The organism is Klebsiella sp., from assembly GCF_027492335.1.
GTDB classification, from domain to species: Bacteria; Pseudomonadota; Gammaproteobacteria; order Enterobacterales; family Enterobacteriaceae; genus Klebsiella; species Klebsiella huaxiensis.
On the sequence record NZ_JAPUEW010000090.1, the window covers coordinates 14,846 to 37,957 of the forward strand.

Below are 23,112 nucleotides of genomic sequence, written 5' to 3' on the forward strand. Positions count from 1 at the left end.
CTTTCGATTTCACTTTCATATAGTCAGAAAAACGGAGACGGCTATGCGCTCAGCAACCGACATCAATCAACAATACCGGACGCTGCGTCCACAACTGCTGATGTGCATGATCATCGGGTATGCCGCGTTTTACCTGACGCGCAAAAGCGTTAACTACGTGCTGCCAGCGCTGCAAACGGATCTTGGTCTGGATAAAGGCGATATCGGCCTGCTGGGATCGCTGTTTTATCTCACCTACGGTCTGTCGAAGTTTACTGCCGGACTGTGGCACGACAGCCGCGGACAGCGCTGGTTTATGGGCGTTGGCCTGTTCGCCACCGGTCTGTTAAACGTGGTGTTCGCCTTTGGTGAGTCGCTGACGCTGCTGCTGGCGGTCTGGGCGCTGAACGGATTTTTTCAGGGCTGGGGATGGCCACCCTGCGCCCGACTGCTAACCCATTGGTATTCGCGCAACGAACGCGGTTTCTGGTGGGGCTGCTGGAATATGTCTATCAATATCGGCGGAGCGATTATCCCGCTGATTAGCGCCTTTGCCGCCCACTGGTGGGGCTGGCAGGCGGCGATGCTGGCACCGGGGATTATCAGCATGGCATTAGGCATCTGGTTAACACTACAGCTGAAAGGAACGCCCCAGGAAGAGGGATTACCGTCAGTGGGCACATGGCGTAACGACCCGCTGGAGCTGCGTCAGGAGCAGCAAAGCCCACCGATGGGGCTCTGGCAGATGCTACGCACCACGATGCTGAAGAACCCGATGATCTGGCTGCTGGCCATCTCTTACGTGCTGGTCTATCTGATCCGCATCGCGCTTAACGACTGGGGCAACATCTGGCTGACGGAGAGCCACGGCGTCAATCTGCTCAGCGCTAACGCCACGGTGATGCTATTCGAAGCGGGTGGCCTGCTCGGCGCGCTGTTCGCCGGTTGGGGCTCGGATCTGCTGTTCAGCGGTCAGCGGGCGCCGATGATTTTGCTGTTCACGCTAGGGCTGATGGTTTCCGTCGCCGCGCTCTGGCTGGCCCCGGTGCATCACTACGCGCTACTGGCGATCTGTTTCTTTACGGTGGGCTTCTTCGTTTTTGGCCCGCAAATGCTGATTGGCCTCGCGGCGGTGGAGTGCGGACACAAAGCGGCGGCGGGTTCAATTACCGGTTTTCTCGGCCTGTTCGCCTATCTGGGGGCAGCGCTGGCGGGCTGGCCTCTGTCGCTGGTCATTGAACGCTACGGCTGGTCGGGCATGTTTAGTTTGCTCTCGGTCGCCGCAGTCCTGATGGGTTTATTGCTGATGCCGCTGCTGATGGCGAGCATTACTACCTCTCCTGCTCAAAGGATAAAATAATGAAAAAAACTCTGGTCACTACCCTGATAGCTTCCGGCATTGCGCTGGCGACGTTAAGCGGCGCAGCGCAGGCCAAAGGTCGACTGGTGGTCTACTGCAGTGCCACCAACGAAATGTGTGAAGCCGAAACTAAAGCCTTCGGCGAAAAATATGATGTGAAAACCTCGTTTATTCGCAACGGCTCCGGCAGTACGCTGGCGAAGGTCGATGCTGAGAAGAAAAACCCGCAGGCGGACGTCTGGTACGGCGGCACCCTTGACCCACAGTCTCAGGCCGGTGAAATGGGCCTGCTGCAACCCTATAAATCACCGAACCTTGAACAGGTAATGGAGCAGTTCCGCGATCCGGCGAAGCTAAAAGGCAACTACTCCTCGGCGGTGTACGTTGGCATCCTCGGCTTCGGCGTGAACACTCAGCGGCTGAAAGAGAAAAATCTGCCGGTGCCAAAATGCTGGAAAGATCTGACCAAACCGGAATACAAAGGCGAAATCCAGATAGCCGACCCGCAAAGCTCCGGCACCGCCTACACTGCGCTGGCCACCTTCGCCCAGCTGTGGGGGGACGATCAGGCCTTTGATTACCTGAAGCAGCTCAACGCTAACGTCTCCCAGTACACCAAATCCGGGATTGCCCCGGCGCGTAACGCCGCGCGTGGCGAAACGGCCATTGGTATCGGCTTCCTGCATGACTATTCGCTGGAAAAAGAACAGGGCGCGCCGCTGGAGCTAATCTCCCCGTGCGAAGGCACCGGCTATGAAATCGGCGGCGTCAGCATCCTGAAAGGCGCGCGCAACCTCGACAACGCCAAACTCTTCGTTGACTGGGTGCTGTCGAAAGAGGCCCAGGAGCTGGCGTGGAAAAAAGGCAAGTCTTATCAGATCCTGACCAACACCACCGCCGAAACCTCACCAAACTCGCTGAAGCTAGATGACCTGAAGCTGATTAATTACGACATGGATAAATACGGCTCTACCGACGTGCGAAAAGCGCTAATCAATAAATGGGTTAGCGAAGTGAAGATGGGTAAATAAGCCCACATTTTGCGGTTAATGCCCGGTGGTGCTCACGCTTACCGGGCCTACACACAACACCGGAAAACTTATGTCACACACACTTGCACTCCATCCCGTGAAAAAACGGGATGCGATATTCCTTTGGGTTTTGTTCGGCTGGATGGCGTTCGCCCTGCTGCCGAGCTGGAGCCTTGATTACGGTCTGCTGGAGTCCACGAGCGATGAAATTCTCGCGGCCTACGGCTGGTCACAGTTCAACATCAGTTGGTTGTGGTATTTGCTGCCGAGCCTGCTGCTGATTCGTCCATGGCAGGAAGCCAGGCGCGAACAGCGCAGCCGCCACTACCTCGATGCGGGCTGGGCGTTCTGCTGTATGGCGTTTATCGTCATCAGCGCCACCGTGGAAGGCCGCGGGCTAGGCTACGCCACCATCGTGCTGTTTGTGGCGCTGGGCGCGATAATGACCCTGGCGCTGACTCGCCTGGAATGGCTGGGCGGCGACCGCTTTGTGATTGGTTCGCTGGTCACCATCGTGGCGTTGATTGGCGTATTTATCGTCTGGCCGAGCATCGCTATTTTCATCCCGATGTTCACCAACGACGCCGGGGAGTTCGCCCCGCTGGCGTTTATGGCCGTGCTGTCGCAGGCGCATATCGTCCAGGTGATCCTCAACTCCATCGCCCTGTCGATTGCGGTAGGTATCGGCTGCACCTTCTTTGGTCTGGTACTGGCGATCTACACCACCCGCATCGCCAAACGCAGCGCGATTATTGGCCGCATCTTCTCCATTCTGCCGATCGTGACCCCGCCGTTTGTCGTCGGTTTGGGCGTGACGCTGATGATGGGGCGCTCCGGCTACATTACCGAACTGATGGTCGACTGGTTCGGGCTGACCAACACCAACTGGCTGTACGGGTTTACCGGTATCTGGCTGGCGCAGGTGCTGGCATTCACTCCGATGGCGTTTATGATCCTCGACGGGGCGATTAAGACCATTCATCCGTCTTTGGAAGAGGCGTCGTACACCCTGCGCGCCAGCCGCTGGCAAACCTTTAACGGCGTCTTCGTTCCGCTGCTGAAACCCGCGCTGGCAAACGCGTTTTTAATCGTCATCGTCCAGTCGCTGGCCGACTTCAGTAACCCACTGGTGCTCGGCGGTAACTTTGACGTGCTGGCGACGCAGATCTACTTCTACATCACCGGTTCGCAGCTCGATTATCAGGCGGCGAGTACGCTTGGCGCATTCCTGCTGCTGTTCTCGCTGCTGGTGTTCTGCATTCAGTATATGTGGATAGGCAAGCGCTCTTACGTCACCGTTTCCGGCAAGTCCTACCGTGGCGACGTACAACCGCTGCCGGTCACCCTGGTGTGGAGCGTGATCGCCATTCTGGCGGTGTGGATCGCCTTTAACGCCCTGCTCTACGGCAGCATTTTCTACGGCAGCTTCACCGTCAACTGGGGCGTGGATTACACCCTGACGCTGGATAACTTTATCAAGCTGTTCGGCCAGGGAATGAGCGACGGAGCATGGCCTTCCCTGCTCGACACCCTGCTGTACGCCGGGATTGCCGCGCCCATCACCGCCGCGTTCGGACTACTGATCGCGTGGATCGTGGTGCGCCAGCAGTTTAAAGGCAAAAAGACTATCGAGTTCACCACCATGCTGTGCTTTGCCGTTCCCGGTACAGTGGCGGGCGTCTCCTACATCCTCGCCTTTAACAGCGCTCCGGTGTACCTCACGGGCACGGCAGCAATTGTGATTATCTCGATGGTGATGCGTAACGTACCGGTGGGTATTCGCGCTGGTATCGCCGGTCTGGGGCAGATCGACAAGTCGCTGGACGAAGCGTCGCTCAGCCTGCGCGCCGGTTCCCTGCGCACCATTACGCATATTCTGCTGCCGCTGCTGCGCCCGGCAATCCTCTCGGCGCTGATCTACAGCTTTGTGCGCGCCATTACCACCGTCAGCGCCATTGTGTTCCTCGTCACGCCGGATACCCGCGTGGCGACGGCTTACATTCTGAACCGCGTGGAAGACGGCGAATACGGCGTGGCAATCGCCTACGGTTCGATTCTGATCGTGGTGATGCTGGCGATTATTTTCATCTTTGACTGGCTAATCGGGGAAGCGCGTATCTCCCGTTCAAAAGCCAAAAACCAGGCGTAATGGAGCGCACTATGAGCCAGAAAAATTTTGTTGAGCTGCGCAACGTCACTAAGCGATTCGGCAGCAACGTGGTTATCGATAATATCAATCTCACCATCCCGCAGGGGCAAATGGTGACCCTGCTCGGCCCTTCCGGCTGCGGCAAGACGACCATTCTGCGCCTGGTGGCCGGGCTGGAAAAACCGAGCGAAGGACAGATTTTCATTGATGGCGAAGACGTCACCCACCGCTCTATTCAGCAGCGCGACATCTGCATGGTGTTTCAGTCTTACGCCCTGTTCCCGCATATGTCGCTGGGGGACAACGTCGGCTACGGCCTGAAGATGCTTGGCGTGTCGCGCAGCGAGCTGAAAGCGCGGGTGAAAGAAGCGCTGGCGATGGTGGATCTGGAAGGATTCGAGGACCGCTATGTCGATCAGATCTCCGGCGGCCAGCAGCAGCGCGTGGCTCTGGCGCGCGCGCTGATCCTCAAGCCGAAGGTGCTGCTGTTTGATGAGCCGCTGAGTAACCTCGACGCCAACCTGCGTCGCAGCATGCGCGATAAGATCCGCGAACTGCAAAAGCAGTTTGATATCACCTCGTTGTACGTCACCCACGATCAGAGCGAAGCCTTTGCGGTTTCCGATACCGTGCTGGTGATGAACAAGGGGCATATCATGCAGATTGGATCGCCGCAGGATCTTTACCGTCAGCCCGCGTCGCGCTTTATGGCGAGCTTTATGGGCGATGCCAACCTGTTCCCGGCCGCCTTCAGCGAGGAGTTTGTCGATATTTATGGCTATCGGCTGCCAAGACCGCTGCATTTCGCCGTCCAGGGCGAAGGCACCGTCGGCGTGCGTCCGGAGGCGATTACTCTGAGCGATCGCGGCGAGGAGAGCCAGCGCTGCACGATCCGCCACGTGGCCTATATGGGGCCGCAGTATGAGGTGACGGTGGAGTGGCACGGGCAGGAGATCTTATTGCAGGTGAATGCGACGCGGCTGCAACCGAACGCCGGCGAGCAGTATTACCTTGAGATCCACCCGTACGGGATGTTTGTTTTAGCCGACGCAGTGTGATTGATGCCGGGTGGCGCTGCGCTTACCCGGCCTACGGTTCGTGCAATTTGTAGGCCGGATAAGGCGCTTGTGCCGCCATCCGGCACACGCTCAACGTTGCACGTTCAATTCGGCAATATCCTTCGGCGTCGTCCGACAGCAGCCGCCAATCAGCTTCGCGCCCGCCGCCAGCCACTGGGGTAAATATCCCGCCAGCGTGGCGCACGCTTCGCCGTGATGGTGCCAGGTTTTGGTTACCGGGTCATAGTGTTCGCCTGAATTCGGATAAACCACCAGCGGTAGAGCCGTCAGGCTATGCAGATGCTCCAGCGCGGCAGTAGTATTTTCCAGGGCGATACAGTTAATTCCCAGCGCCACCACCTGCGGGTAGTCTGTCAGCACGGCAACCACTTCCCGCAGCGGCGTACCGTCGCTCAGGTGTTCGTTGTCGCGCAGGGTAAACGAGAACCATGCCCGCGCGCGCGGATACGCGCTCAACAGCTCCGCCAGCGCCTTAATTTCGGCAAAATTCGGCAGGGTTTCACAGGCTAACAGATCGGCCCCGGCATCCAGCAAGGCTTCCACGCGCGGACGATGGAACGCCTGAAATTCCTCAACGCTGCGGACGTAATCGCCGCGATACTCTGAGCCATCAGCCAGAAACGCGCCGTACGGCCCAACGGAACCGGCCACCAGCAGCGTCCCCGCCTGCGAATTTTCAGCGAGATACGCTTCACGCGCTTTGCGCGCCAGCTCTACGCTTTTGCCAATCAGCGCTTTCGACTGCGCTTCATCCAGCCCGCGAGCGGCAAAGCCCGCCGGAGTGGCCTGATAGCTGGCGGTGATCGCCACCTGCGCGCCAGCGCGGAAATAGTCGAGGTGGACTTCGCGAATAAGGTCCGGATTGTCGACCAGCACTTTCGCCGACCACAGGCTATCAGCAAGGTTACAGCCGCGCGCTTCCAGCTCCGTCGCCATCGCGCCGTCCAGCAGGACAAAGGGCTGTGAGTCAAGAATGGCGGTTAACGGATTATTCTGCGACATGTTGAGGCTCCTGGGTGAGTTTCCGTGAACGAGTCAGATAATACGCACCATAACACAGCGCCACGAACGGGATCCCGCACCACAGAGCAATCCTCTGACTCGGGTCAAACGCCAGACCCACGCAGGCCACCAGACACAGAACAAATCCCAGCACAGGCACCAGCGGATACCACGGCGCTCGATAGTGCAGCTCGCTGAGCGCCTTCCCCTGCTGAATGTGGCGACGGCGGAACATAAAATGCGAGGCGCAGATGCTCAGCCATACCGCCACCACCGCAAAACCGGAGATCGCCGACAGCGCGACAAACACCGTGTCCGGGGCAATCACGCTGGAGAACAGCGCCAGCACGCCGCCGAGCATGCTCACCGAAATCGCCGTCAGCGGTACGCCGTTTTTGGTCAATTTAGTAAAACAGGCCGGTAGCGTTTTTTCATTGGAGAGCGACCACAGCATCCGCCCGGAGGCATAGAGGCCGGAGTTGGCCGCCGACAGAATCGCCGTCAGGATCACAAAGTTAAAGATATCCGCCGCATACGGAATGCCGACTTTCTCGAACACCAGCACAAACGGGCTTTTCTCCACCCCCGCCTGCTGCATCGGGATCAGCGCCGCCAGTACAAACACGGTGCCGATAAAAAAAATAATCAGCCGGGCGATGGTGGTACGAATGGCCACCGGAATGACTTTATGCGGATTTTCCGTTTCCCCCGCCGCGATGCCGATAAGCTCGGTGCCGGAGAAGGCAAAGTTTACCGCCACCATGGTCATCAGGATCGGCAGACCGCCGTGCGGGAACCAGCCTTCGGCGGTAATATTCGAAAGCCCAGGCGCAGGCGAACCATCCTGCATCGGAATAATGCCGAAGATAGCCGCCCCACCAAGAATAATAAAAGCGATGATGGTGACCACTTTCACCAGTGAGAACCAAAACTCACCTTCGGCAAAGAAGCGGGTAGAGATAACGTTGAGGGCGAAAATCACCACGCAGAACACCACGCACCACACCCATACCGGCACCTGCGGGAACCAATACTGCATACAGAATCCGGCGGCGGTAAAGCTGGAGCCAAGCGCGACGGTCCAGGTCAGCCAGTAGAGCCACGCCACGGTATACCCTGTCGCCGGGCCGAGGTAGCGCGCGGCATAGACGTGAAATGCGCCGGTTTCCGGCATCGCCACGGATAGTTCGCCCAGACACTGCATCACCAGCCACACGACCAGCGCGCCAATCAGGTAGGCCAGCAGCGTCCCCGCCGCACCGGTGGTGGAGATAATGTAGCCGGTATTAAAGAATAACCCTGTGCCAATAACGCCACCCAGCGACAGCATTATCAGGTGGCGGGTCTTCATGGTGCGCTTGAGCTGCCCACCTTGTTGTTGTGTTGTCTGCATATTACCTTCTAAGCGTATGGACATCTAAACATCCAAATGAAGGTTCGTTATACCGTGCCCGCCGTAAAATTGCAAAGCGACCTCATTCACCATCTATGCATCCGCCCAAATCATCAGCACTGCTTATGGGCAAAATAACGGCAACGTGCAAATCGTGATCGCCGCACTCATAAAATCAAAACAATGGTGCTAATTTTACAAAACAACAAACCATAAAAGGATAATGCTATGTCAACCCGCACTTTACCTCTGTGGGCCGCCGCTGTAGCTGTCGGCATTTTACCGCTGCACGCCGCGCAGGCCGCCACCTCGGTTAAGTTTCCCGATAAAGTCTGCAACATTACCCAGTACGGCGCTGAAGGCCATCGGCTGCAAATCGCGCTCAATACCAACGCGATTCAAAAGGCGATTGATGACTGCGCCGCCGCCGGAGGCGGGACGGTACTGGTGCCGAAAGGTAACTTTCTGACCAACCCGCTGTTCCTGAAGAGCAATATTCAGCTCAAGCTGGAGAAAGACGCCACCCTGGTGGCCTCAACCGAAGTGGCTGCTTACCGTGGCGATGACAAAACTAAATACGCCGAAGCGGAAAACGGCTGGCTGCCGTTTATCAGCATCGCCGACGCGCAAAACGTGGCTATCGTCGGCGAAGGTACCATCGACGGTCAGGGCGCGGTATGGTGGGAGCGCTGGCGTGAGAATATCCGCGCGACAGGCAAAAAAGGCGGCACCGATCGGCCACGACTGATTTACATCACCCGTTCCAGCAACGTGCTGATTGACGGCGTGACCCTCACCCATTCACCCAGCTTCCACGTAGTCACCCGCTACGCGCACGATGTCGATATCAACGGCACGCGTATTCTTTCGCCGTGGCATGCGCCGAATACCGACGCCATCGACCCTATTGATAGCCAGAATATCCGTATTACCAACAACTATATCGACTGCAACGACGACCATATCGCCATTAAGGCCGAGAAAGCCGACCCGCGCTTCCCGAACGGCGTGGTGGATAATATCTATATCGCCAATAACACCCTGAAGCAGGGGCGAGGGATCTCCATCGGCAGCGAGAGCACGGGTGGCGTGAACAACGTGCTGGTGGAAAATAATACCTTTGAAGGTTCGATGTACGGTATCCGCATTAAAAGCCCGCGCGGTAAGGGCGGCGAGGTGAAAAACATCGTTTACCGTAATACCAAAATGCATAACGTCGAAGTCCCGCTGGTCTTCTCCGCCTATTACAAAGCCGCGCCGATTGTGCAGGCCGAAGTCGATAAGCTGCTACAGGCGGGCGGCTTTACCCTCGGTGAGCAGATCTATCCGCCGGACAGCGATCCAAAACAGCCGTTCGACAAATACAAGACCCCGCACTTCAGCAATATCACCGTTGAGAACTTAACTTCGACTGGTGCCAGCAAAGCGGCAGCCTACATTATCGGCACTCCGGAAGCGCCGCTGAGCGGTTTCCATTTTACCAACGTCAATATCGAAGCCGCCCACGGCCTGCGCATTCGTAATGCCGAGCTGGAGACCAAAGGGCTTAATCTGCAGGTGAAAGAAGGCCCGGCGATTCAAAAAGACGCGGGGGCTATCGTTCACCAGTAACGCCACATTTGCGGGCAGCTGCACCACGGCGACTCTTCCGCCGGGTGTGGTCTGCCCTTTTTTTGATCGTCACTGGCTTAGAGCCTATCCCAGTAGGCGTAATCGTTGCAGGCAGTTTGGACACGGACAGCGCGCAAGAACCGGAGCGTACACGTAGTACGTGAGGATGATTCGCTCCGCTCACCCTTCGGGCCGCCCTGAAGGGCGTTCAAAACTCGGTGAGTTTTGTCTGAGCACTGCCCAGGGCCAAACTGGCAAATAAGATAGCCCTAATGGGATAGGTTCTTAAACCACAGCGTTTATAAGTGGTATGACCTGGCACTCTCTTTGCAGTCACTGGATAACTTTATCTGGCGAGGCAACAAACATGACAGAGCAAACCACAACGCTAAAAAGAACGCTCGGCAGTTTCCGCTTATGGGGGATTGCCGTTGGGCTGGTTATTTCCGGGGAGTATTTCGGCTGGAGCTACGGCTGGTCCCAGGCCGGGACGTTGGGCTTTATGATTGTCGCGCTGGCGATTGCCGCCATGTACTGCGCCTTTATTTTTAGCTTTACCGAACTGACCACCGCTATTCCGCATGCGGGTGGGCCTTTTGCCTACGCCTACCGTGCTTTCGGCCCGACCGGCGGTTTTATTGCAGGTTTTGCGACCCTGATTGAGTTTGTCTTTGCCCCGCCCGCCATTGCCATGGCTATCGGCGCCTACCTTAACGTACAGTTTCCGGCGCTGGACCCGAAATGGGTGGCCTGCGGCGCTTACCTCATATTTATGACGCTGAATATTCTCGGCGTCGGCATTGCCGCCACCTTTGAGCTGGTGGTCACCCTGCTGGCCATCTTCGAGCTGCTGGTGTTTATGGGCGTGGTTGCGCCGGGCTTCTCCTGGAGTCACTTTACCGCTAACGGCTGGGCGGGCGCGGAGAGCTTCAGCGGCCTGGCGCTACCGGGCATGTTTGCCGCGATCCCATTTGCTATCTGGTTCTTTCTGGCGATTGAAGGCGCATCGATGGCCGCCGAAGAGGCCAAAGACCCGCAGCGCACCATTCCCCGGGCGTTGGGCGGCGGCATTCTGACCCTGACCGTACTGGCAATTGGCGTCATGATTTTTGCCGGGGGCGTCGGCGACTGGCGTACGCTGTCCAATATCAACGACCCGCTGCCGCAGGCGATGAAAATGGTGGTTGGCAACAGCAGCGGCTGGCTACATATGCTGGTGTGGCTGGGGCTGTTCGGCCTGGTGGCGTCGTTCCACGGGATTATCATGGGCTACTCACGACAGATATACTCCCTGGCACGCGCGGGCTATCTTCCCGCCAGCCTGGCAACGCTGAACCGCCGTACCCGCACCCCGCATCTGGCGATCCTCGCCGGCGGCGTGGTCGGTATCGCCGCCATCTTCTCTGATTCGCTGATCACCATTAGCGGGATGCCGCTGACCGCCTGCATCGTCACGATGTCGGTATTTGGCGCTATTGTTATGTATATCACCTCGATGGCGGCACTGTTTAAACTGCGCCGCAGCGAGCCGAAGCTGATTCGCCCGTTCCGCGCGCCGCTCTATCCATGGGCACCGGCCTTTGCCCTGGCGATGGCGGTACTCTGCCTGGTGGCGATGGTCTGGTACAACCCGCTGCTGGCACTGATTTTCGCCGCCATGATGCTCGGCGGCTATCTGTGGTTTCGCAAGACCGCAGGTGCCCGCCAGCGCGCGGCGGTAGATCCGCAGCTGCGCACCGTATCCTGAGGAGCCGACATATGTATAAAACCACGCTATCGGGCCAGGTATGGCGTTTTGATAGTCTGAAGACACTGATGGCGAAAGCCTCCCCAGCGCGTTCCGGCGACGCGCTGGCGGGGGTTATCGCTGAGTCTGCCGAAGAGCGGATGGCGGCAAAAATGGCGCTGGCGGAGGTGCCATTGACGGAAATTCTCGCTAATCCGCTGATTCCCTACGAGCAGGATGAAGTGACCCGGCTGATACTCGATACCCACGACAGCTGGGGCTTTGCGGCGATTCGCCATCTGACGGTCGGCGATTTTCGCGACTGGCTGCTCGATGATGCCACCGACGAAGCGGCACTACGCCAGGTCGCAAGGGCGATAACCCCGGAGATGGCAGCAGCGGTCAGCAAGCTGATGCGTAACCAGGATCTGATCCTCGCCGCCAGCAAGTGCCGGGTCGTCACGCGCTTTCGCAACACTATTGGCCTGCCGGGGCATCTCAGCGTGCGCCTGCAGCCGAATCACCCCACCGATGATATGAAAGGGATCGCCGCCAGTATGCTCGACGGCCTACTGTACGGCGCGGGGGATGCGGTGATCGGCATTAATCCGGCCAGCGACAGCCTGCCGGTTCTGGCGCAGCTTAACCATATGCTCGACGATATTATTCAGCGCTTCGCTATCCCCACCCAGTCGTGCATTTTGACCCACGTCACCAACACCTTACAGCTGATCGAACGCGGCGCGCCGGTGGATCTGGTGTTTCAGTCGGTGGCCGGGACCGAGGCCGCCAATAGCGGTTTCGGCATTAATCTGGCGCTGCTGCAAGAGGCCCGGGAAGCGGCGCTCAGCCTTAATCGCGGCACGCTCGGCAACAATGTGATGTACTTTGAAACCGGTCAGGGCAGCTGTCTTTCCGCCAATGCCCATCACGGCGTTGACCAGCAGACCTGCGAAGCCCGCGCCTATGCCGTCGCCCGCCATTTCGAGCCGCTGCTGGTCAATACGGTAGTGGGCTTTATCGGCCCGGAATATCTCTACGATGGCAAGCAGATTATCCGCGCCGGGCTGGAAGACCATTTCTGCGGCAAGCTGATGGGGCTGCCTATCGGCTGCGACGTCTGCTACACCAACCACGCTGAAGCAGATCAGGACGATATGGATACCCTGCTGACGCTGCTGTGCACCGCCGGACTGACCTTCCTGATCGGCGTACCGGGGGCTGACGATATTATGCTCAACTATCAAAGCACCTCGTTTCACGATGCCCTCTACGCCCGCCGCCTGCTGGGTTTAAAACATGCGCCGGAGTTTGCTGACTGGCTGGCGAAGATGCAGATTATTGACCGCCACGGCGCGCTGCGTCTGACCGACGCCCGCCATCCGCTACTTTCCGTCCTGCCGCAAGGAGAACCTGTATGAATCCTCCCGACGCCTGGAACCCGCTGCGTGAATTTACCGATGCGCGGATTGCGCTGGGCCGTAGCGGCGCGAGCCTGCCGACCCGAGAAGTGCTCAATTTCGGCCTCGCTCACGCCAGGGCGCGCGACGCCATCCACCAGCCCTTCGCCAGCGACCAGTTAGAACAGCCGCTGGCGGATTTGGGCCTCTCTTCGCTGACCGTCCACAGCGCCGCCAGCGATCGTCATGTTTATCTAAATCGCCCGGATCTGGGGCGCCGCCTGAACGATGCGAGGCGCGCTGACCTGGCCGCCAGCGGCGTGCGTCCCGCCGACCTGCTAGTAGTGGTTGGCGACGGGCTGTCGTCATACGCCGTACAGCGCCAGGCGCTGCCGCTGATCCGTGCCCTTCTCCCCTATCTGGAAACGCTTGGATTGAGCCTTGCTCCGGTGGTGCTCGCGCACCAGTCGCGGGTGGCGCTGGGCGATGATATTGGTGAAACGCTGAAGGCCAGAGCGGTAGCGATTCTGATTGGCGAGCGGCCGGGGCTCTCTTCGCCGGATAGCCTTGGCGTTTATTTAACCTGGCAGCCGCATCGTCAGCGGCTGGAGTCGGAGCGTAACTGTATTTCCAATATTCGCCCGGAGGGGCTGAGCTATGATGCCGCCGCATTTAAGCTGGCCTGGTTGCTGGAGCAAGCCTTTTTACGGCGGCTAACCGGGGTGCGCCTGAAAGATGAAAGCGATAATCCGGCACTGCATGGAAAAATAAAACCTTTGAGCCAATTAAAATAATTGGCCACGCGAGCAGAAGAATAGATTTTTAATATTCCTGGCGCAGCTGAATATTATATTCTGGCACGTGCTGAAATTGCGGGTTTTGTAGGCCGGGTAAGGCGTCAGCCGCCACCCGGCAAATTGCGAGCGCCGTAGCCAAAATAGTTTTGTCATCACTCTCATATCCTTCCCCTGTAGGTAATAAGAATATTGCATGAGTAAAAATGAAACAAACGTTGTAAGGTAAATCTGTATACCAAATATATCTCGTTATCTATTCAAAATAACAGCCAATAATTCGCCAACTCATGTGGCGAATTATTTCTCAATGTTATGCAGTCATTGATGGTTAAAGATAAATAATCGACCGACGGTGAGGTAAAAATGAAAAAATTTTCCGGGAAAGCGTCTTTAATGGCCACGCTGGTTGCCGCGTTGGTCGGTGCAAATAGCGTGCAGGCAGCTGAAATTAAAATCGGCGTAGTATTGCCGCTGAGCGGTGCGCTGAGCGGCTACGGGCAGCCATCACAAAAAGGGCTGGATATTATTCAGAGCATTACCCCGACATTAAAAAATGGCGATACCGTTAAGCTTATTGTGATTGACGATAAGAGCGACAAGGTCGAAGCCGCTAACGCCATGCAGCGCCTGGTTTCCAGCGATAAAGTCGACGCGGTGATCGGCGAAGTCACCTCCTCCAATACCCTGGCGATGACCAAAATCGCCGACGACAGTAAAACGCCGCTGGTCTCCTCGACCGCCACCAACGACCGCGTCACCCGCAACCACCCTTACGTTAGCCGGGTCTGCTTCTCCGACAGCTTCCAGGGCGTGGTTGGCGCAAACCTCGCCTCCCGCGACCTGAAAGCCAAAACCGCCGCCATCGTCTTCGACAGCAGCAACGACTACTCCGTCGGCCTGGCGAAGGCCTTCCGCACTCAGTTCCTGAAAAACGGCGGCACCATCCCTATCGAAGTTCAGGCCCCCGGCGGCAGCAAAGATTTTAAAGCCCAGTTGGCCAGCGTGAAAGCGAAGAACGTCGACATGATTTATATGCCGATTTACTACACCGAAGGGGCGCTTATCGCCGTGCAGGCGAAACAGCTGGGGCTGAGCAAACCGGTGGTCGGCGGCGACGGTCTGGCGGCGGATCAGGTCTTTTTTGACGTCGGCAAAGATGCGGTTAACGGCTATATGACCACCGATTACTACTCGCCGAACGCCAAAGAGCAAACGCCAGCGGGCGAAGTGTTTATCAAAGCCTGGGAAGCGAAATATCAGCAGCCGACCCATACCTGGGGCGCAATGGCGGCGGATGCGTATAACGTCATTATCAACGCCATGAACCAGTGCAGCGACCCGCATGACCGGGTTTGTGTTAACGAAAAAATTCGCGCCACCAAGGACTTCCAGGGCGTGACCGGCACCCTGACGTTGCAAAACGGCGACGCTATCCGCAGCGCGGTCATCAACGAAGTGAAAGATGGCAAGCTGGCGTTCCGTACCGTAGTCAATCCTTAAGGATATCAGATGGATGGTGCCATTTTTCTCCAGCAAGTGGTCAATGGAATGAGCCTCGGGGGCATGTACGCCCTGATTGCCATCGGTTATACGATGGTTTATGGGGTGCTGCGCCTGATCAACTTCGCCCATGCGGACGTCATGATGGTCGGGGCGTTTACCACCCTGTTTTTATTTTCTTCTATTGGGCTACCCTTCGGGGTAGCAGTTTTCCTGACCCTCGCGCTGTGCGGCCTGTTCGGAATGCTGATCGACCGGGTGGCCTACCGTCCTCTGCGCCAGGCATCAAAAATCTCGATGCTGATCACCGCCATTGGCGTCAGCTTCTTTCTCGAAAACCTGTTCAACGTGCTGTTTGGCGGCAGCTCGCGCTTTTTCGCCGCGCCGGAATTCTTCAACAATACCCGCGCCTTTGGTGACGTCATTATCACCAACGTGGCGTGGATCGTACCGCTGATTACCGTTCTGCTGCTGTTGGCGATCCTCTGGCTGCTGTACCGCACTCGCTACGGAATGGCGATCCGCGCGGTGGCTTTCGACGTCAATACCGTGCGTCTGATGGGCATCGACGCCAACCGTATTATCTCGCTGGTGTTTGCTCTCGGCAGCAGCCTCGCGGCGCTGGGCGGGGTGTTCTACTCGATTAGCTATCCGACCATCGACCCGCTGATGGGCGTGTTGATTGGCCTGAAAGCCTTCGCCGCCGCGGTGCTTGGCGGAATAGGCAGCGTCACCGGCGCGGTATTAGGTGGTTTTATTCTCGGTTTTACCGAAGTGGTCGCGGTTGCGCTATTCCCCGAACTGGGCGGCTACAAAGACGCCTTCGCCTTTATGTTCTTGATTTTGGTCCTCTTATTCCGCCCGGTTGGCATTATGGGCGATGAACGTCTGGAAAGGAGCCGTTTCTGATGCTCAACGCGACAACGACCGCCGGGGCGCAGCTGCGCAACCTGGTCATTATTGTTATCTGCATTGCGCTGCTGACCGGGATTAACGTGGTCTTCAACGACTATATTATTCGCGTCATCAGCACCATTTTTGTCTTTATGATCCTCGCGGTCAGCTACAACCTGATCAACGGCGTCACCGGCCAGCTGTCGCTGGAGCCTAACGGCTTTGTGGCGGTTGGCGCTTACGTCACCGCTCTGCTGATCCTTTCCAGCGACAGCAAGCTGGATATGTTTGAGATGGCCGCCCCCAGCCCGTGGATCCTCGTGCTGCACGCCAGTTTCCTGCCCGCGTTGCTTATCAGCGGCCTGTGCGCGGCGGCGCTGGCGGTGTGCCTTGCCTTCCCGGTATTCCGCGTGCGCGGCGACTACCTGGCGATCGTCACCCTCGGCTTCGGCTTTATTATAAAAATCCTCGCCATTAACAATCCGCAGATCACCAACGGCGCGATTGGCCTCAACGATATCCCCCAGCAGCCGCATCTGCTGTTCTGGTGCGGACTGTTTGCTCTACTGGCGACCGGGATGATTTTGCAACTGGTGTGGTCAAAATACGGGCGAATGATGAAAGCGGTGCGCGACGATGAAGACGCCGCCATCGCCATGGGGGTAAACACGTTTCGGATTAAAACCTGTGCTTTTGCCACCAGCGCCTTTTTCGAAGGGATCGGCGGCGGCCTGCTGGCATCGCTGCTGACCACCATATCGCCGAACCTGTTCGACTTTATGCTCACCTTCCAGTTGCTGATTATTATCGTGCTCGGCGGCCTGGGCAGCACCACCGGCGCGCTGCTCGGCACCGTGCTGGTAGTCGGCAGCGGCGAGTGGCTGCGCTTTCTCGACCAGCCGCTCCAGTTCTTCGGTCACGATCTCGGGGCGTATCCGGGACTGAGAATGGTGGTGTTCTCGCTGCTGCTGCTGATCATCATGCTGTTCGCCCGCGAAGGTCTTCTGGGCAAAAAAGAGATTTGGCAGGTGGGCAAAAGGAGCCGCAGCTATGGCGCAAAATAAGGTCATTTTGCAGGTGCAGGACATCACCATGCAGTTCGGTGGGCTGCGGGCCATCGATAACGTCAGTTTCCACGTCGACGAGGCGGAAATTTTTGGCCTGATTGGCCCCAACGGCGCGGGGAAAACCACCATGTTCAACGTCATCACCGCCAACTATAAACCGACCAGCGGCAGCGTGACCCTGGCGGGGAAGTCGTTGAAAGGGCTGAAGCCGAACCGGGTGGTCAACGCCGGGATCGCCCGCACCTTTCAGAATATCCGCCTGTTTAACTCGATGACGGTATTAGAAAACGTGATGGTCGGCCTTGATAGCGCCAGCCGCTATTCACTGCTGGAAGCGGCGCTGCATATTGGCCGCTATTTCCCCGCTGAACGAGCGGCGAAAGCCAAGGCGATGGCGATTCTGGACGATATCGGCATCGCCCATTTTGCCGATATGCAGGCCACCAACCTCAGCTACGGCAACCAGCGTAAGGTTGAGATCGCCCGCGCGCTGGCGACATCGCCTAAGTTATTGCTGCTCGACGAACCTGCCGCCGGGATGAACCCGAAAGAGACGGAAGATCTGGCGGACCTGATCTTCCGTATGCGTGACGACTACCAGCTCAGCGTGCTGCTGATTGAGCACGACATGCCGTTCGTCAACAAGCTGTGCGAACGGGTGATGGTGCTGGAGTACGGCAAACCGCTGTTTAGCGGCCTGATGTCCGAAGCCATTGAGGATCCGGAGGTGATTTCCGCTTACCTGGGGGACGTCCGTTATGCTTAGCGCGCGCGAGTTAAAAGTGTTTTACGGCGTTATTCAGGGACTGAAAGGTGTTGATATTGATATTTTCGACCGGGAGATCGTGACCTTAATCGGCAGCAACGGCGCGGGGAAAACCTCAACCCTCAACGGCATCGTCAACCTGGTGCGCTCCACGGGGCGCGTTAATTTTCTCAATGAGGATATTTCCCGCAGCCAGACGCATCAAATTGTACGCAAGGGGCTGGCGCTGGTCCCCGAAGGGCGGCGCATCTTCACCAATCTGACCATCGAAGAAAATCTGCGCATGGGGGCTTACAACAATCTCGCCGGATTTACCCGCCTGCGCGATCGGATGTACAGCCTGTTTCCCCGCCTGAAAGAACGGCGTAATCAGATGGCGGGCACCATGAGCGGCGGCGAGCAGCAGATGCTGGCTATCGCCAGAGCGTTAATGAGCGAACCGGTTTTACTGATGCTTGATGAACCGAGCCTCGGGCTGGCGCCGAAAATTGTCGGTGAGCTGTTCGCGACGATTAAGCTGCTGCGGGAGGAGAATATTACCGTGCTGCTGGTAGAACAGAACGCCACGGCGGCGTTGACTATCGCCGATCGCGCCTATGTGCTGGAAAATGGGAAGATTATGCTTTCCGGCCCGGCCCCGGAGGTGCTGGTGAATCCGGAAATCAAGCGGATGTATCTGGGGGGATAAAGCTGTTCAGGGCTGCGGCATCGCTTCCTGCGTCGCCGCAACCGCAAACAGCCTCGCGCTACACAAAGCACACCTCATTCCAGTAGGCTTCACGCGTCCTGCGCCGCTCAGTATGTTTTATCATGGCGAAACCACCTTGTTTCCACGTTACCGAGGTCGATTCCGTAGAGACTGGCGACCGGTAATATCGCCTCCATCATGCGTTGGGTATCCTGCTGCCCGGCTTCACCGCTGGATAAAGAAGCCAGCCAGCCCGTGATGCGTTGCCATAGTGCCACTTTCATTTTTCTCCTCCGTCGGGAAGCGTTTTGCTTGCGTCTATTTCAACCACAGTTGACGGCGGGCGGGAAATATCAATTCCTGATTTGTAATTCTGCGGGACGCATATTGCGGGCCTTTCCCGGATTGCGACGTAAACGTCTTATCCGGGCTACACGCCTGGTAGCCCGGACAGGCGCGTCAAGCGCCGCCTCCGGGAGATTTTCATGCCGCTGCGGATATGCCTCTGAAACGACGTGATATGCAGCGATGCTCTGGCCCCGTAGGGGCGAGTCCCAGGGATGGGACGAGTAATGTCGAGTTGAGCCGACCGCAGGCTGAGGACCGGGAGGTGAGCGCAGTGCGCAGCACCGATTTCTTTGCGGGACCGCGGGGATTGTAAAGGGGGAGACGGTTTTCTCCCCCTTTACCCGTTCACGTACCACGGTGAGACATTTTCTGCGTGATAGTGGTGAACGGAACACTTCTACACCGTCCCGGAGGCGGTGCTACGCACCTGTCCGGGCTACTTGTCCCCAGTTTGGTAGCACAGAGCCGGATAAACAATATCCACAATTTTGTTAAGTTCTTTTTCGTTATAGATAAGAACTTTTTCTTCTTTGCCGCAGACGGTCAATTTGTGGGAGCGTGATTAACACAAAACAAAACAGGGATTCAGGGGATAAATTATGCGCATTGCAAAAACAAAAATCGCGCTGGCGCTGGGCATTCTGGTGCTCGCCGCGCAGGCTCAGGCCGACCAATTAGCTGATATCAAAGCCGCCGGGGTGGTCAAAGTCGCCACCTTCGACGCCAACCCGCCTTTCGGCTCGGTAGATCCGAAAACGCATAAAATCGTCGGCTACGACGTGGACTTCGCCGAAGCGCTGGCCAAATCTCTCGGCGTGAAGCTGGAGCTGGTCGCCACTAACCCGGCTAACCGCATTCCGCTGCTGCAATCGGGTAAGGCCGATCTGATCGTCGCCGACATCACCATCACCCCGGAACGCGCACAGGTGATTGATTTCTCAACGCCATACTTCGTGACCGGCCAGCAGTTCCTCGTCCCGGCCAAATCAGCGGATAAACTTGATGATTACAGCAAAGCACGCATCGGCGCGGTAAAAGGCACCACCGGTGAGCAGGCGCTGCATCAGCGTTTCCCGCAGTCACGTGTGCTCTCTTATGACGATATTCCGCTTGCGCTGACCGCCCTGCGCAACGGTAACGTGCAGGCGATCACTCAGGACAGCACCATTCTCGCCGGGCTGCTGGCGGAAGCGCCGGACAAGGCGAACTTCAAAATCATTCCTGACCTGCTGAGCAAAGAAGAGATAGGCGTTGGCGTGAAGAAAGGCGAACCGGCCCTGCTGAAAGCGGTGAACGACGAGCTGGTAAATCTGGAGAAATCCGGCGAAGCCGCCAAAATTTACGACGTCTGGTTTGGCCCGAGCACCAAAACCCCGCAGCCGCGCGCCTTTACTATCGAAGCTAAATAAGCAGAAAATACATTATGTTATCGGCTCTATTTTCACGCTCCGCGGCATCGTCCGCGGATTTTTCGCATCTGCAACGCGCCAGTATTGAGTTCCGCGATGTCGCCAAAAGCTACGGAGATCACCGGGTACTGAACGGCGTTAATTTGCAGGTCGAACCCGGCGAAGTGGTGGCAATCCTCGGCCCTTCTGGATCGGGCAAATCAACCCTGATCCGCCTGATCAACCAGCTTGAATCCCTTAGCGGCGGCGAGATTTTAATTGACGGCAAACCGACGCGCCAGCTCACCGGCAGCGCCCTGCGCCAGTTGCGCAGCCGGGTCGGCTTTGTCTTTCAGCAGTTTAATCTCTACGCCCACCTGACGGCGCAGGAGAATATCAGCCTCGCGCTGGAGCGGGTTCACGGCTGGGACAAAAGTGCCGCCCGCGAACGCGCGTTAGAGCTGCTCAAACAGGTTGGTCTCGAAGATAAAGCGCAGCAGATGCCGGCCCAGCTCTCCGGCGGTCAGCAGCAGCGGGTAGCTATCGCCCGCGCCCTCGCCTCTTCACCGCAGATCATTCTGTTCGATGAACCCACATCGGCTTTGGATCCGGAGATGATTGGCGAAGTCTTGCAGGTGATGAAAACCCTCGCCCACAGCGGGATCACCATGGTGGTAGTGACGCACGAGATGCAGTTCGCCCGCGAGATTGCCGATCGGGTGGTATTTATCGACGGCGGCGATATTCTCGAAGTCGCGCCGCCGGCCGAGTTCTTCGCCCGACCGCAGCACGCTCGCACCCGTCGTTTTCTGCAAAAGGTGCTCGACCCGTTGCACCAGGAGAGTGAGGCGTGATCCCGCATCTCGACTGGCACGGCGTGCTGAGCGGGCAGCCGCTGCAATGGATAATCTCCGGTTTTCTCACCACCGTCTGGGTTAGCGTCGCCGGGATGATTCTGGCGACCGCGCTGGCTATCTTGCTGCTGGCGCTGCGCCTCGGCGGCGGTCGGCCCGGACGCTGGCTGGTGGCGGCCTGGGTTTCGCTGTTTCGCAATACGCCGCTGCTGGTCCAACTGCTGTTCTGGTATTTCGCCGCCTGGAATCTGCTGCCGCTTGGGGCGCGGGATTTTATCAATGACGATCACAGCTGGTCGATTCTGCCGGGCAACGTCTGGTGGCTGACGCCAGAGTTTCTCTGCTCGATGTGGGGGCTTGGGGTCTTTACCTCGGCGTTTCTGATTGAGGAGATCGCCTCCGGATTACGTGCCGTTAGCCATGGTCAGCGGGAAGCAGCGCTGTCTCAGGGGTTCACACCCTGGCAGGAACTGCGCCACATTCTGCTGCCGCAGGGACTGGCGAACGCCTGGCAGCCGATTATCGGCCAGTATTTGAACCTGATGAAGCTCTCTTCGCTGGCGAGCGGAATCGGCTTTGCCGAACTCACCTATCAGGTGCGGCAAATTGAGAGTTACAACGCGCATGCGCTGGAGGCCTTTGCCGTCGGCACCGTACTGTATCTGGCGCTTGGCGTGGTCATGGGCGTGGCGCTGACGCGTTTCGGTCCGGGAAAACATCAGCAAAGGAGAGCCGGGTATGAACGCTAATCTGGCGGTGATTGTCGATAACCTCGACTATCTGCTGTGGGGACGACTGGCGGACGGTATTCCCGGCGGCGTGGTGTTAACACTGCTGATGGCTATCGGCGCCGCCGCGCTGGCGCTGCCCGGCGGGGTGCTGTTGGCGGGTATCGCCTGGCGCTATGACGGGATTGTGCGGCGATTATTATTTCTGTGGGCGGAGATTATTCGCGGCATCCCGCTGATTTTCGTGATTTTCTGGCTGTGGTATCTGCTACCGATGCTCACCGGTAGCGACCTGCCGGGAGCGGTGACCGTCACGGTGGCGCTGGCGTGGTTTACCGCCGCCTCGGTGATGCACTCGGTGCTGGCGGGGCTGCAATCGCTGCCCCACGGGCAGTATGAAGCCGCGCTAACACAGGGGTTTGCTCCCGGACAGACGCTTCGCCTGATCTTACTACCACAGGCTTTACGTAACGTTCAGCCATCGCTGGTCGGGATATTTATCGGCCTGCTTAAAGACACCTCGCTGGCCTTTATCGTCAACGTACCGGAACTGACCACCGTCGCCGGACAGGTCAATAACCGGGTGCAGATATATCCGCTGGCGATTTTCGTCTTTACCGGAGCGGTCTATTATCTGCTGTGCTGCGGCCTGAGTCTGCTGGCGAATCGTCGGTATGCGAGAGCGGCCGAGTAAATCATTCGACGTGGCGCGGTTAGTTGATATCGCGCCACGTCGCTTTAACGTGGACTTCGCCCGAGGCGTTCACTTCGCCGTACCAGCCGCTGTGGCGACCCAGCGTTCGCGTCGAGATAATGTCATTCATCAGAATCGAGAACTTCACCGTCGCCTTATCCATTACGCCGGGCAGGCCTGAGATATCCGTCCATGCGGAATTTAGCCATAGCGCATCCGTCATATCCCGCCAGTTGCCGTCGCAACCCACGTCGTAAGTTTTTGTTTTGCCGTCTTGGGTCATAAAGGAGAGCGTTGCCGGAAACGGCACTCTATCCACCGGCTCCGTGGAACTGAAAATACAGTGCGGACGCCCGTTGACTATCTCCGTTGGCCCAGTGACTTTTATCTGTACCTCGTCGGCGGCAGTTTTACCACTGGTGGTGACGATATAGTTAAAGTCCAGCGACGGCTGGCTGCTACCAACGTAACCCTCGCGGACTGGCGCATTGCTGTAGTCGTCAGAGGTGATACTGATGCTGAATTCGCGGGGTTTGATAACCAGGGAGTTTGAAACCGGTAAACTCCACAAACCTCTCCCTGAATTCACGGCAATCCCGTGTGCGTTAGGGAAGGTGCGAACAAGTCCCTGATATGAGATCATGTTTGTCATCTGGAG

At 57.6% G+C, this 23,112-nt stretch carries 21 protein-coding genes and 1 pseudogene; 17 read left to right on the top strand and 5 right to left on the bottom strand.

Annotation, left to right across the window (positions count from 1 at the left end; translation table 11 throughout):
• Positions 1 to 19 precede the first annotated feature (19 nt).
• The 4 genes from uhpC to fbpC all read left to right on the top strand — a co-directional run bounded on the left by uhpC (position 20) and on the right by fbpC (position 5,577).
• Positions 20 to 1,339: an MFS transporter family glucose-6-phosphate receptor UhpC gene (gene uhpC, locus QVF11_RS25385; protein ID WP_287860311.1), complete on the top strand. Its 1,320-nt coding sequence runs from the start codon at positions 20 to 22 to the stop codon at positions 1,337 to 1,339.
• A complete protein-coding gene (locus QVF11_RS25390; protein WP_112214070.1) occupies positions 1,339 to 2,370 on the top strand; it encodes an ABC transporter substrate-binding protein in 1,032 nt (343 codons plus the stop codon). The genes uhpC and QVF11_RS25390 overlap by 1 nt, the downstream gene beginning before the upstream one ends.
• Before the next feature lie 70 nt (positions 2,371 to 2,440).
• Positions 2,441 to 4,519 carry an ABC transporter permease gene (locus QVF11_RS25395; protein WP_287860273.1) on the top strand — a complete coding sequence of 693 codons (2,079 nt, stop codon included), beginning with the start codon at positions 2,441 to 2,443 and terminating at the stop codon, positions 4,517 to 4,519.
• Between the two features lie 11 nt (positions 4,520 to 4,530).
• Positions 4,531 to 5,577 (top strand): ferric ABC transporter ATP-binding protein, encoded by a 1,047-nt coding sequence (gene fbpC, locus QVF11_RS25400; protein ID WP_110273834.1) that lies wholly within the window; start codon positions 4,531 to 4,533, stop codon positions 5,575 to 5,577.
• Between the two features lie 90 nt (positions 5,578 to 5,667).
• Here fbpC and mmuM read toward each other — a convergent pair whose 3' ends face one another.
• Together mmuM and mmuP are read right to left on the bottom strand one after the other, a co-directional pair.
• Positions 5,668 to 6,600 (bottom strand): homocysteine S-methyltransferase, encoded by a 933-nt coding sequence (gene mmuM, locus QVF11_RS25405; protein ID WP_287860276.1) that lies wholly within the window; start codon positions 6,598 to 6,600, stop codon positions 5,668 to 5,670.
• Complete coding sequence (gene mmuP / locus QVF11_RS25410) at positions 6,587 to 7,993, bottom strand: S-methylmethionine permease (RefSeq protein ID WP_287860313.1); 1,407 nt, start codon at positions 7,991 to 7,993, stop codon at positions 6,587 to 6,589. Before mmuP ends, mmuM begins: the two co-directional genes overlap by 14 nt.
• 228 nt (positions 7,994 to 8,221) lie before the next feature.
• On the opposite strand from mmuP, the gene QVF11_RS25415 reads away from it, so the two are divergent.
• From QVF11_RS25415 to eutC, 4 genes are all read left to right on the top strand, one after another.
• Entirely contained in the window at positions 8,222 to 9,604 is a 1,383-nt protein-coding gene (locus tag QVF11_RS25415) for a glycoside hydrolase family 28 protein (protein ID WP_287860279.1), read from the top strand.
• A gap of 367 nt (positions 9,605 to 9,971) precedes the next feature.
• Entirely contained in the window at positions 9,972 to 11,351 is a 1,380-nt protein-coding gene (gene eat / locus QVF11_RS25420) for an ethanolamine permease (RefSeq protein WP_142512233.1), read from the top strand.
• 11 nt (positions 11,352 to 11,362) lie between these two features.
• On the top strand, positions 11,363 to 12,751 hold the full coding sequence (locus QVF11_RS25425; RefSeq protein WP_287860284.1) for an ethanolamine ammonia-lyase subunit EutB: 1,389 nt from the start codon (positions 11,363 to 11,365) through the stop codon (positions 12,749 to 12,751).
• Complete coding sequence (gene eutC / locus QVF11_RS25430) at positions 12,748 to 13,524, top strand: ethanolamine ammonia-lyase subunit EutC (protein ID WP_287860286.1); 777 nt, start codon at positions 12,748 to 12,750, stop codon at positions 13,522 to 13,524. Before QVF11_RS25425 ends, eutC begins: the two co-directional genes overlap by 4 nt.
• Before the next feature lie 260 nt (positions 13,525 to 13,784).
• Here the strand turns inward: eutC and QVF11_RS25435 are convergent, their stop codons facing one another.
• Positions 13,785 to 13,928 carry a hypothetical protein gene (locus QVF11_RS25435; protein ID WP_287860289.1) on the bottom strand — a complete coding sequence of 48 codons (144 nt, stop codon included), beginning with the start codon at positions 13,926 to 13,928 and terminating at the stop codon, positions 13,785 to 13,787.
• Between QVF11_RS25435 and QVF11_RS25440 the strand changes: the two genes are divergently transcribed.
• The 5 genes from QVF11_RS25440 to QVF11_RS25460 are packed head-to-tail and all read left to right on the top strand — an operon-like array spanning position 13,921 to position 18,442.
• Positions 13,921 to 15,027 (top strand): ABC transporter substrate-binding protein, encoded by a 1,107-nt coding sequence (locus tag QVF11_RS25440; protein ID WP_287860292.1) that lies wholly within the window; start codon positions 13,921 to 13,923, stop codon positions 15,025 to 15,027. The two genes, QVF11_RS25435 and QVF11_RS25440, sit on opposite strands and share 8 nt — an antisense overlap.
• 9 nt (positions 15,028 to 15,036) lie before the next feature.
• Positions 15,037 to 15,936 (top strand): branched-chain amino acid ABC transporter permease, encoded by a 900-nt coding sequence (locus QVF11_RS25445; RefSeq protein WP_112214060.1) that lies wholly within the window; start codon positions 15,037 to 15,039, stop codon positions 15,934 to 15,936.
• A complete protein-coding gene (locus QVF11_RS25450; protein ID WP_142512237.1) occupies positions 15,936 to 16,985 on the top strand; it encodes a branched-chain amino acid ABC transporter permease in 1,050 nt (349 codons plus the stop codon). The genes QVF11_RS25445 and QVF11_RS25450 overlap by 1 nt, the downstream gene beginning before the upstream one ends.
• A complete protein-coding gene (locus QVF11_RS25455; protein WP_287860297.1) occupies positions 16,972 to 17,754 on the top strand; it encodes an ABC transporter ATP-binding protein in 783 nt (260 codons plus the stop codon). The genes QVF11_RS25450 and QVF11_RS25455 overlap by 14 nt, the downstream gene beginning before the upstream one ends.
• Positions 17,747 to 18,442 (top strand): ABC transporter ATP-binding protein, encoded by a 696-nt coding sequence (locus QVF11_RS25460; RefSeq protein ID WP_287860299.1) that lies wholly within the window; start codon positions 17,747 to 17,749, stop codon positions 18,440 to 18,442. Before QVF11_RS25455 ends, QVF11_RS25460 begins: the two co-directional genes overlap by 8 nt.
• A gap of 107 nt (positions 18,443 to 18,549) precedes the next feature.
• Here QVF11_RS25460 and QVF11_RS25465 read toward each other — a convergent pair whose 3' ends face one another.
• Positions 18,550 to 18,726: a hypothetical protein gene (locus QVF11_RS25465; RefSeq protein ID WP_287860316.1), complete on the bottom strand. Its 177-nt coding sequence runs from the start codon at positions 18,724 to 18,726 to the stop codon at positions 18,550 to 18,552.
• Between the two features lie 663 nt (positions 18,727 to 19,389).
• Between QVF11_RS25465 and QVF11_RS25470 the strand changes: the two genes are divergently transcribed.
• Genes QVF11_RS25470 through QVF11_RS25485 form a run of 4 tightly spaced genes read left to right on the top strand, consistent with a single transcriptional unit; the run spans position 19,390 to position 22,454 of the window.
• Positions 19,390 to 20,199 carry an ABC transporter substrate-binding protein gene (locus QVF11_RS25470; RefSeq protein WP_110273847.1) on the top strand — a complete coding sequence of 270 codons (810 nt, stop codon included), beginning with the start codon at positions 19,390 to 19,392 and terminating at the stop codon, positions 20,197 to 20,199.
• A gap of 14 nt (positions 20,200 to 20,213) precedes the next feature.
• A complete protein-coding gene (locus tag QVF11_RS25475; RefSeq protein ID WP_112214055.1) occupies positions 20,214 to 21,032 on the top strand; it encodes an amino acid ABC transporter ATP-binding protein in 819 nt (272 codons plus the stop codon).
• Positions 21,029 to 21,781, top strand: coding sequence for an amino acid ABC transporter permease (locus QVF11_RS25480; RefSeq protein WP_167492821.1), 753 nt, complete (start codon positions 21,029 to 21,031; stop codon positions 21,779 to 21,781). The genes QVF11_RS25475 and QVF11_RS25480 overlap by 4 nt, the downstream gene beginning before the upstream one ends.
• Positions 21,771 to 22,454, top strand: a complete 684-nt coding sequence (locus tag QVF11_RS25485; RefSeq protein WP_287860304.1) for an amino acid ABC transporter permease — start codon at positions 21,771 to 21,773, stop codon at positions 22,452 to 22,454. Before QVF11_RS25480 ends, QVF11_RS25485 begins: the two co-directional genes overlap by 11 nt.
• A gap of 19 nt (positions 22,455 to 22,473) precedes the next feature.
• Here the strand turns inward: QVF11_RS25485 and QVF11_RS25490 are convergent.
• Positions 22,474 to 23,112 (bottom strand): annotated as a pseudogene (locus tag QVF11_RS25490) (hypothetical protein); the annotation flags it as partial.

Bases quoted from the DNA above. Each gene is read 5' to 3' on its own strand.
- QVF11_RS25470 (WP_110273847.1), top strand. From the start codon at position 19,390: ATGCGCATTGCAAAAACAAAAATCGCGCTGGCGCTGGGCATTCTGGTG.
- mmuP (WP_287860313.1), bottom strand. From the start codon at position 7,993: ATGCAGACAACACAACAACAAGGTGGGCAGCTCAAGCGCACCATGAAG.
- QVF11_RS25475 (WP_112214055.1), top strand. From the start codon at position 20,214: ATGTTATCGGCTCTATTTTCACGCTCCGCGGCATCGTCCGCGGATTTT.
- QVF11_RS25440 (WP_287860292.1), top strand. From the start codon at position 13,921: ATGGCCACGCTGGTTGCCGCGTTGGTCGGTGCAAATAGCGTGCAGGCA.
- mmuM (WP_287860276.1), bottom strand. From the start codon at position 6,600: ATGTCGCAGAATAATCCGTTAACCGCCATTCTTGACTCACAGCCCTTT.
- QVF11_RS25465 (WP_287860316.1), bottom strand. From the start codon at position 18,726: ATGAAAGTGGCACTATGGCAACGCATCACGGGCTGGCTGGCTTCTTTA.
- eutC (WP_287860286.1), top strand. From the start codon at position 12,748: ATGAATCCTCCCGACGCCTGGAACCCGCTGCGTGAATTTACCGATGCG.
- QVF11_RS25415 (WP_287860279.1), top strand. From the start codon at position 8,222: ATGTCAACCCGCACTTTACCTCTGTGGGCCGCCGCTGTAGCTGTCGGC.
- QVF11_RS25425 (WP_287860284.1), top strand. From the start codon at position 11,363: ATGTATAAAACCACGCTATCGGGCCAGGTATGGCGTTTTGATAGTCTG.
- QVF11_RS25390 (WP_112214070.1), top strand. From the start codon at position 1,339: ATGAAAAAAACTCTGGTCACTACCCTGATAGCTTCCGGCATTGCGCTG.
- QVF11_RS25460 (WP_287860299.1), top strand. From the start codon at position 17,747: ATGCTTAGCGCGCGCGAGTTAAAAGTGTTTTACGGCGTTATTCAGGGA.
- QVF11_RS25485 (WP_287860304.1), top strand. From the start codon at position 21,771: ATGAACGCTAATCTGGCGGTGATTGTCGATAACCTCGACTATCTGCTG.
- QVF11_RS25450 (WP_142512237.1), top strand. From the start codon at position 15,936: ATGCTCAACGCGACAACGACCGCCGGGGCGCAGCTGCGCAACCTGGTC.
- eat (WP_142512233.1), top strand. From the start codon at position 9,972: ATGACAGAGCAAACCACAACGCTAAAAAGAACGCTCGGCAGTTTCCGC.
- fbpC (WP_110273834.1), top strand. From the start codon at position 4,531: ATGAGCCAGAAAAATTTTGTTGAGCTGCGCAACGTCACTAAGCGATTC.
- QVF11_RS25395 (WP_287860273.1), top strand. From the start codon at position 2,441: ATGTCACACACACTTGCACTCCATCCCGTGAAAAAACGGGATGCGATA.
- QVF11_RS25455 (WP_287860297.1), top strand. From the start codon at position 16,972: ATGGCGCAAAATAAGGTCATTTTGCAGGTGCAGGACATCACCATGCAG.
- QVF11_RS25445 (WP_112214060.1), top strand. From the start codon at position 15,037: ATGGATGGTGCCATTTTTCTCCAGCAAGTGGTCAATGGAATGAGCCTC.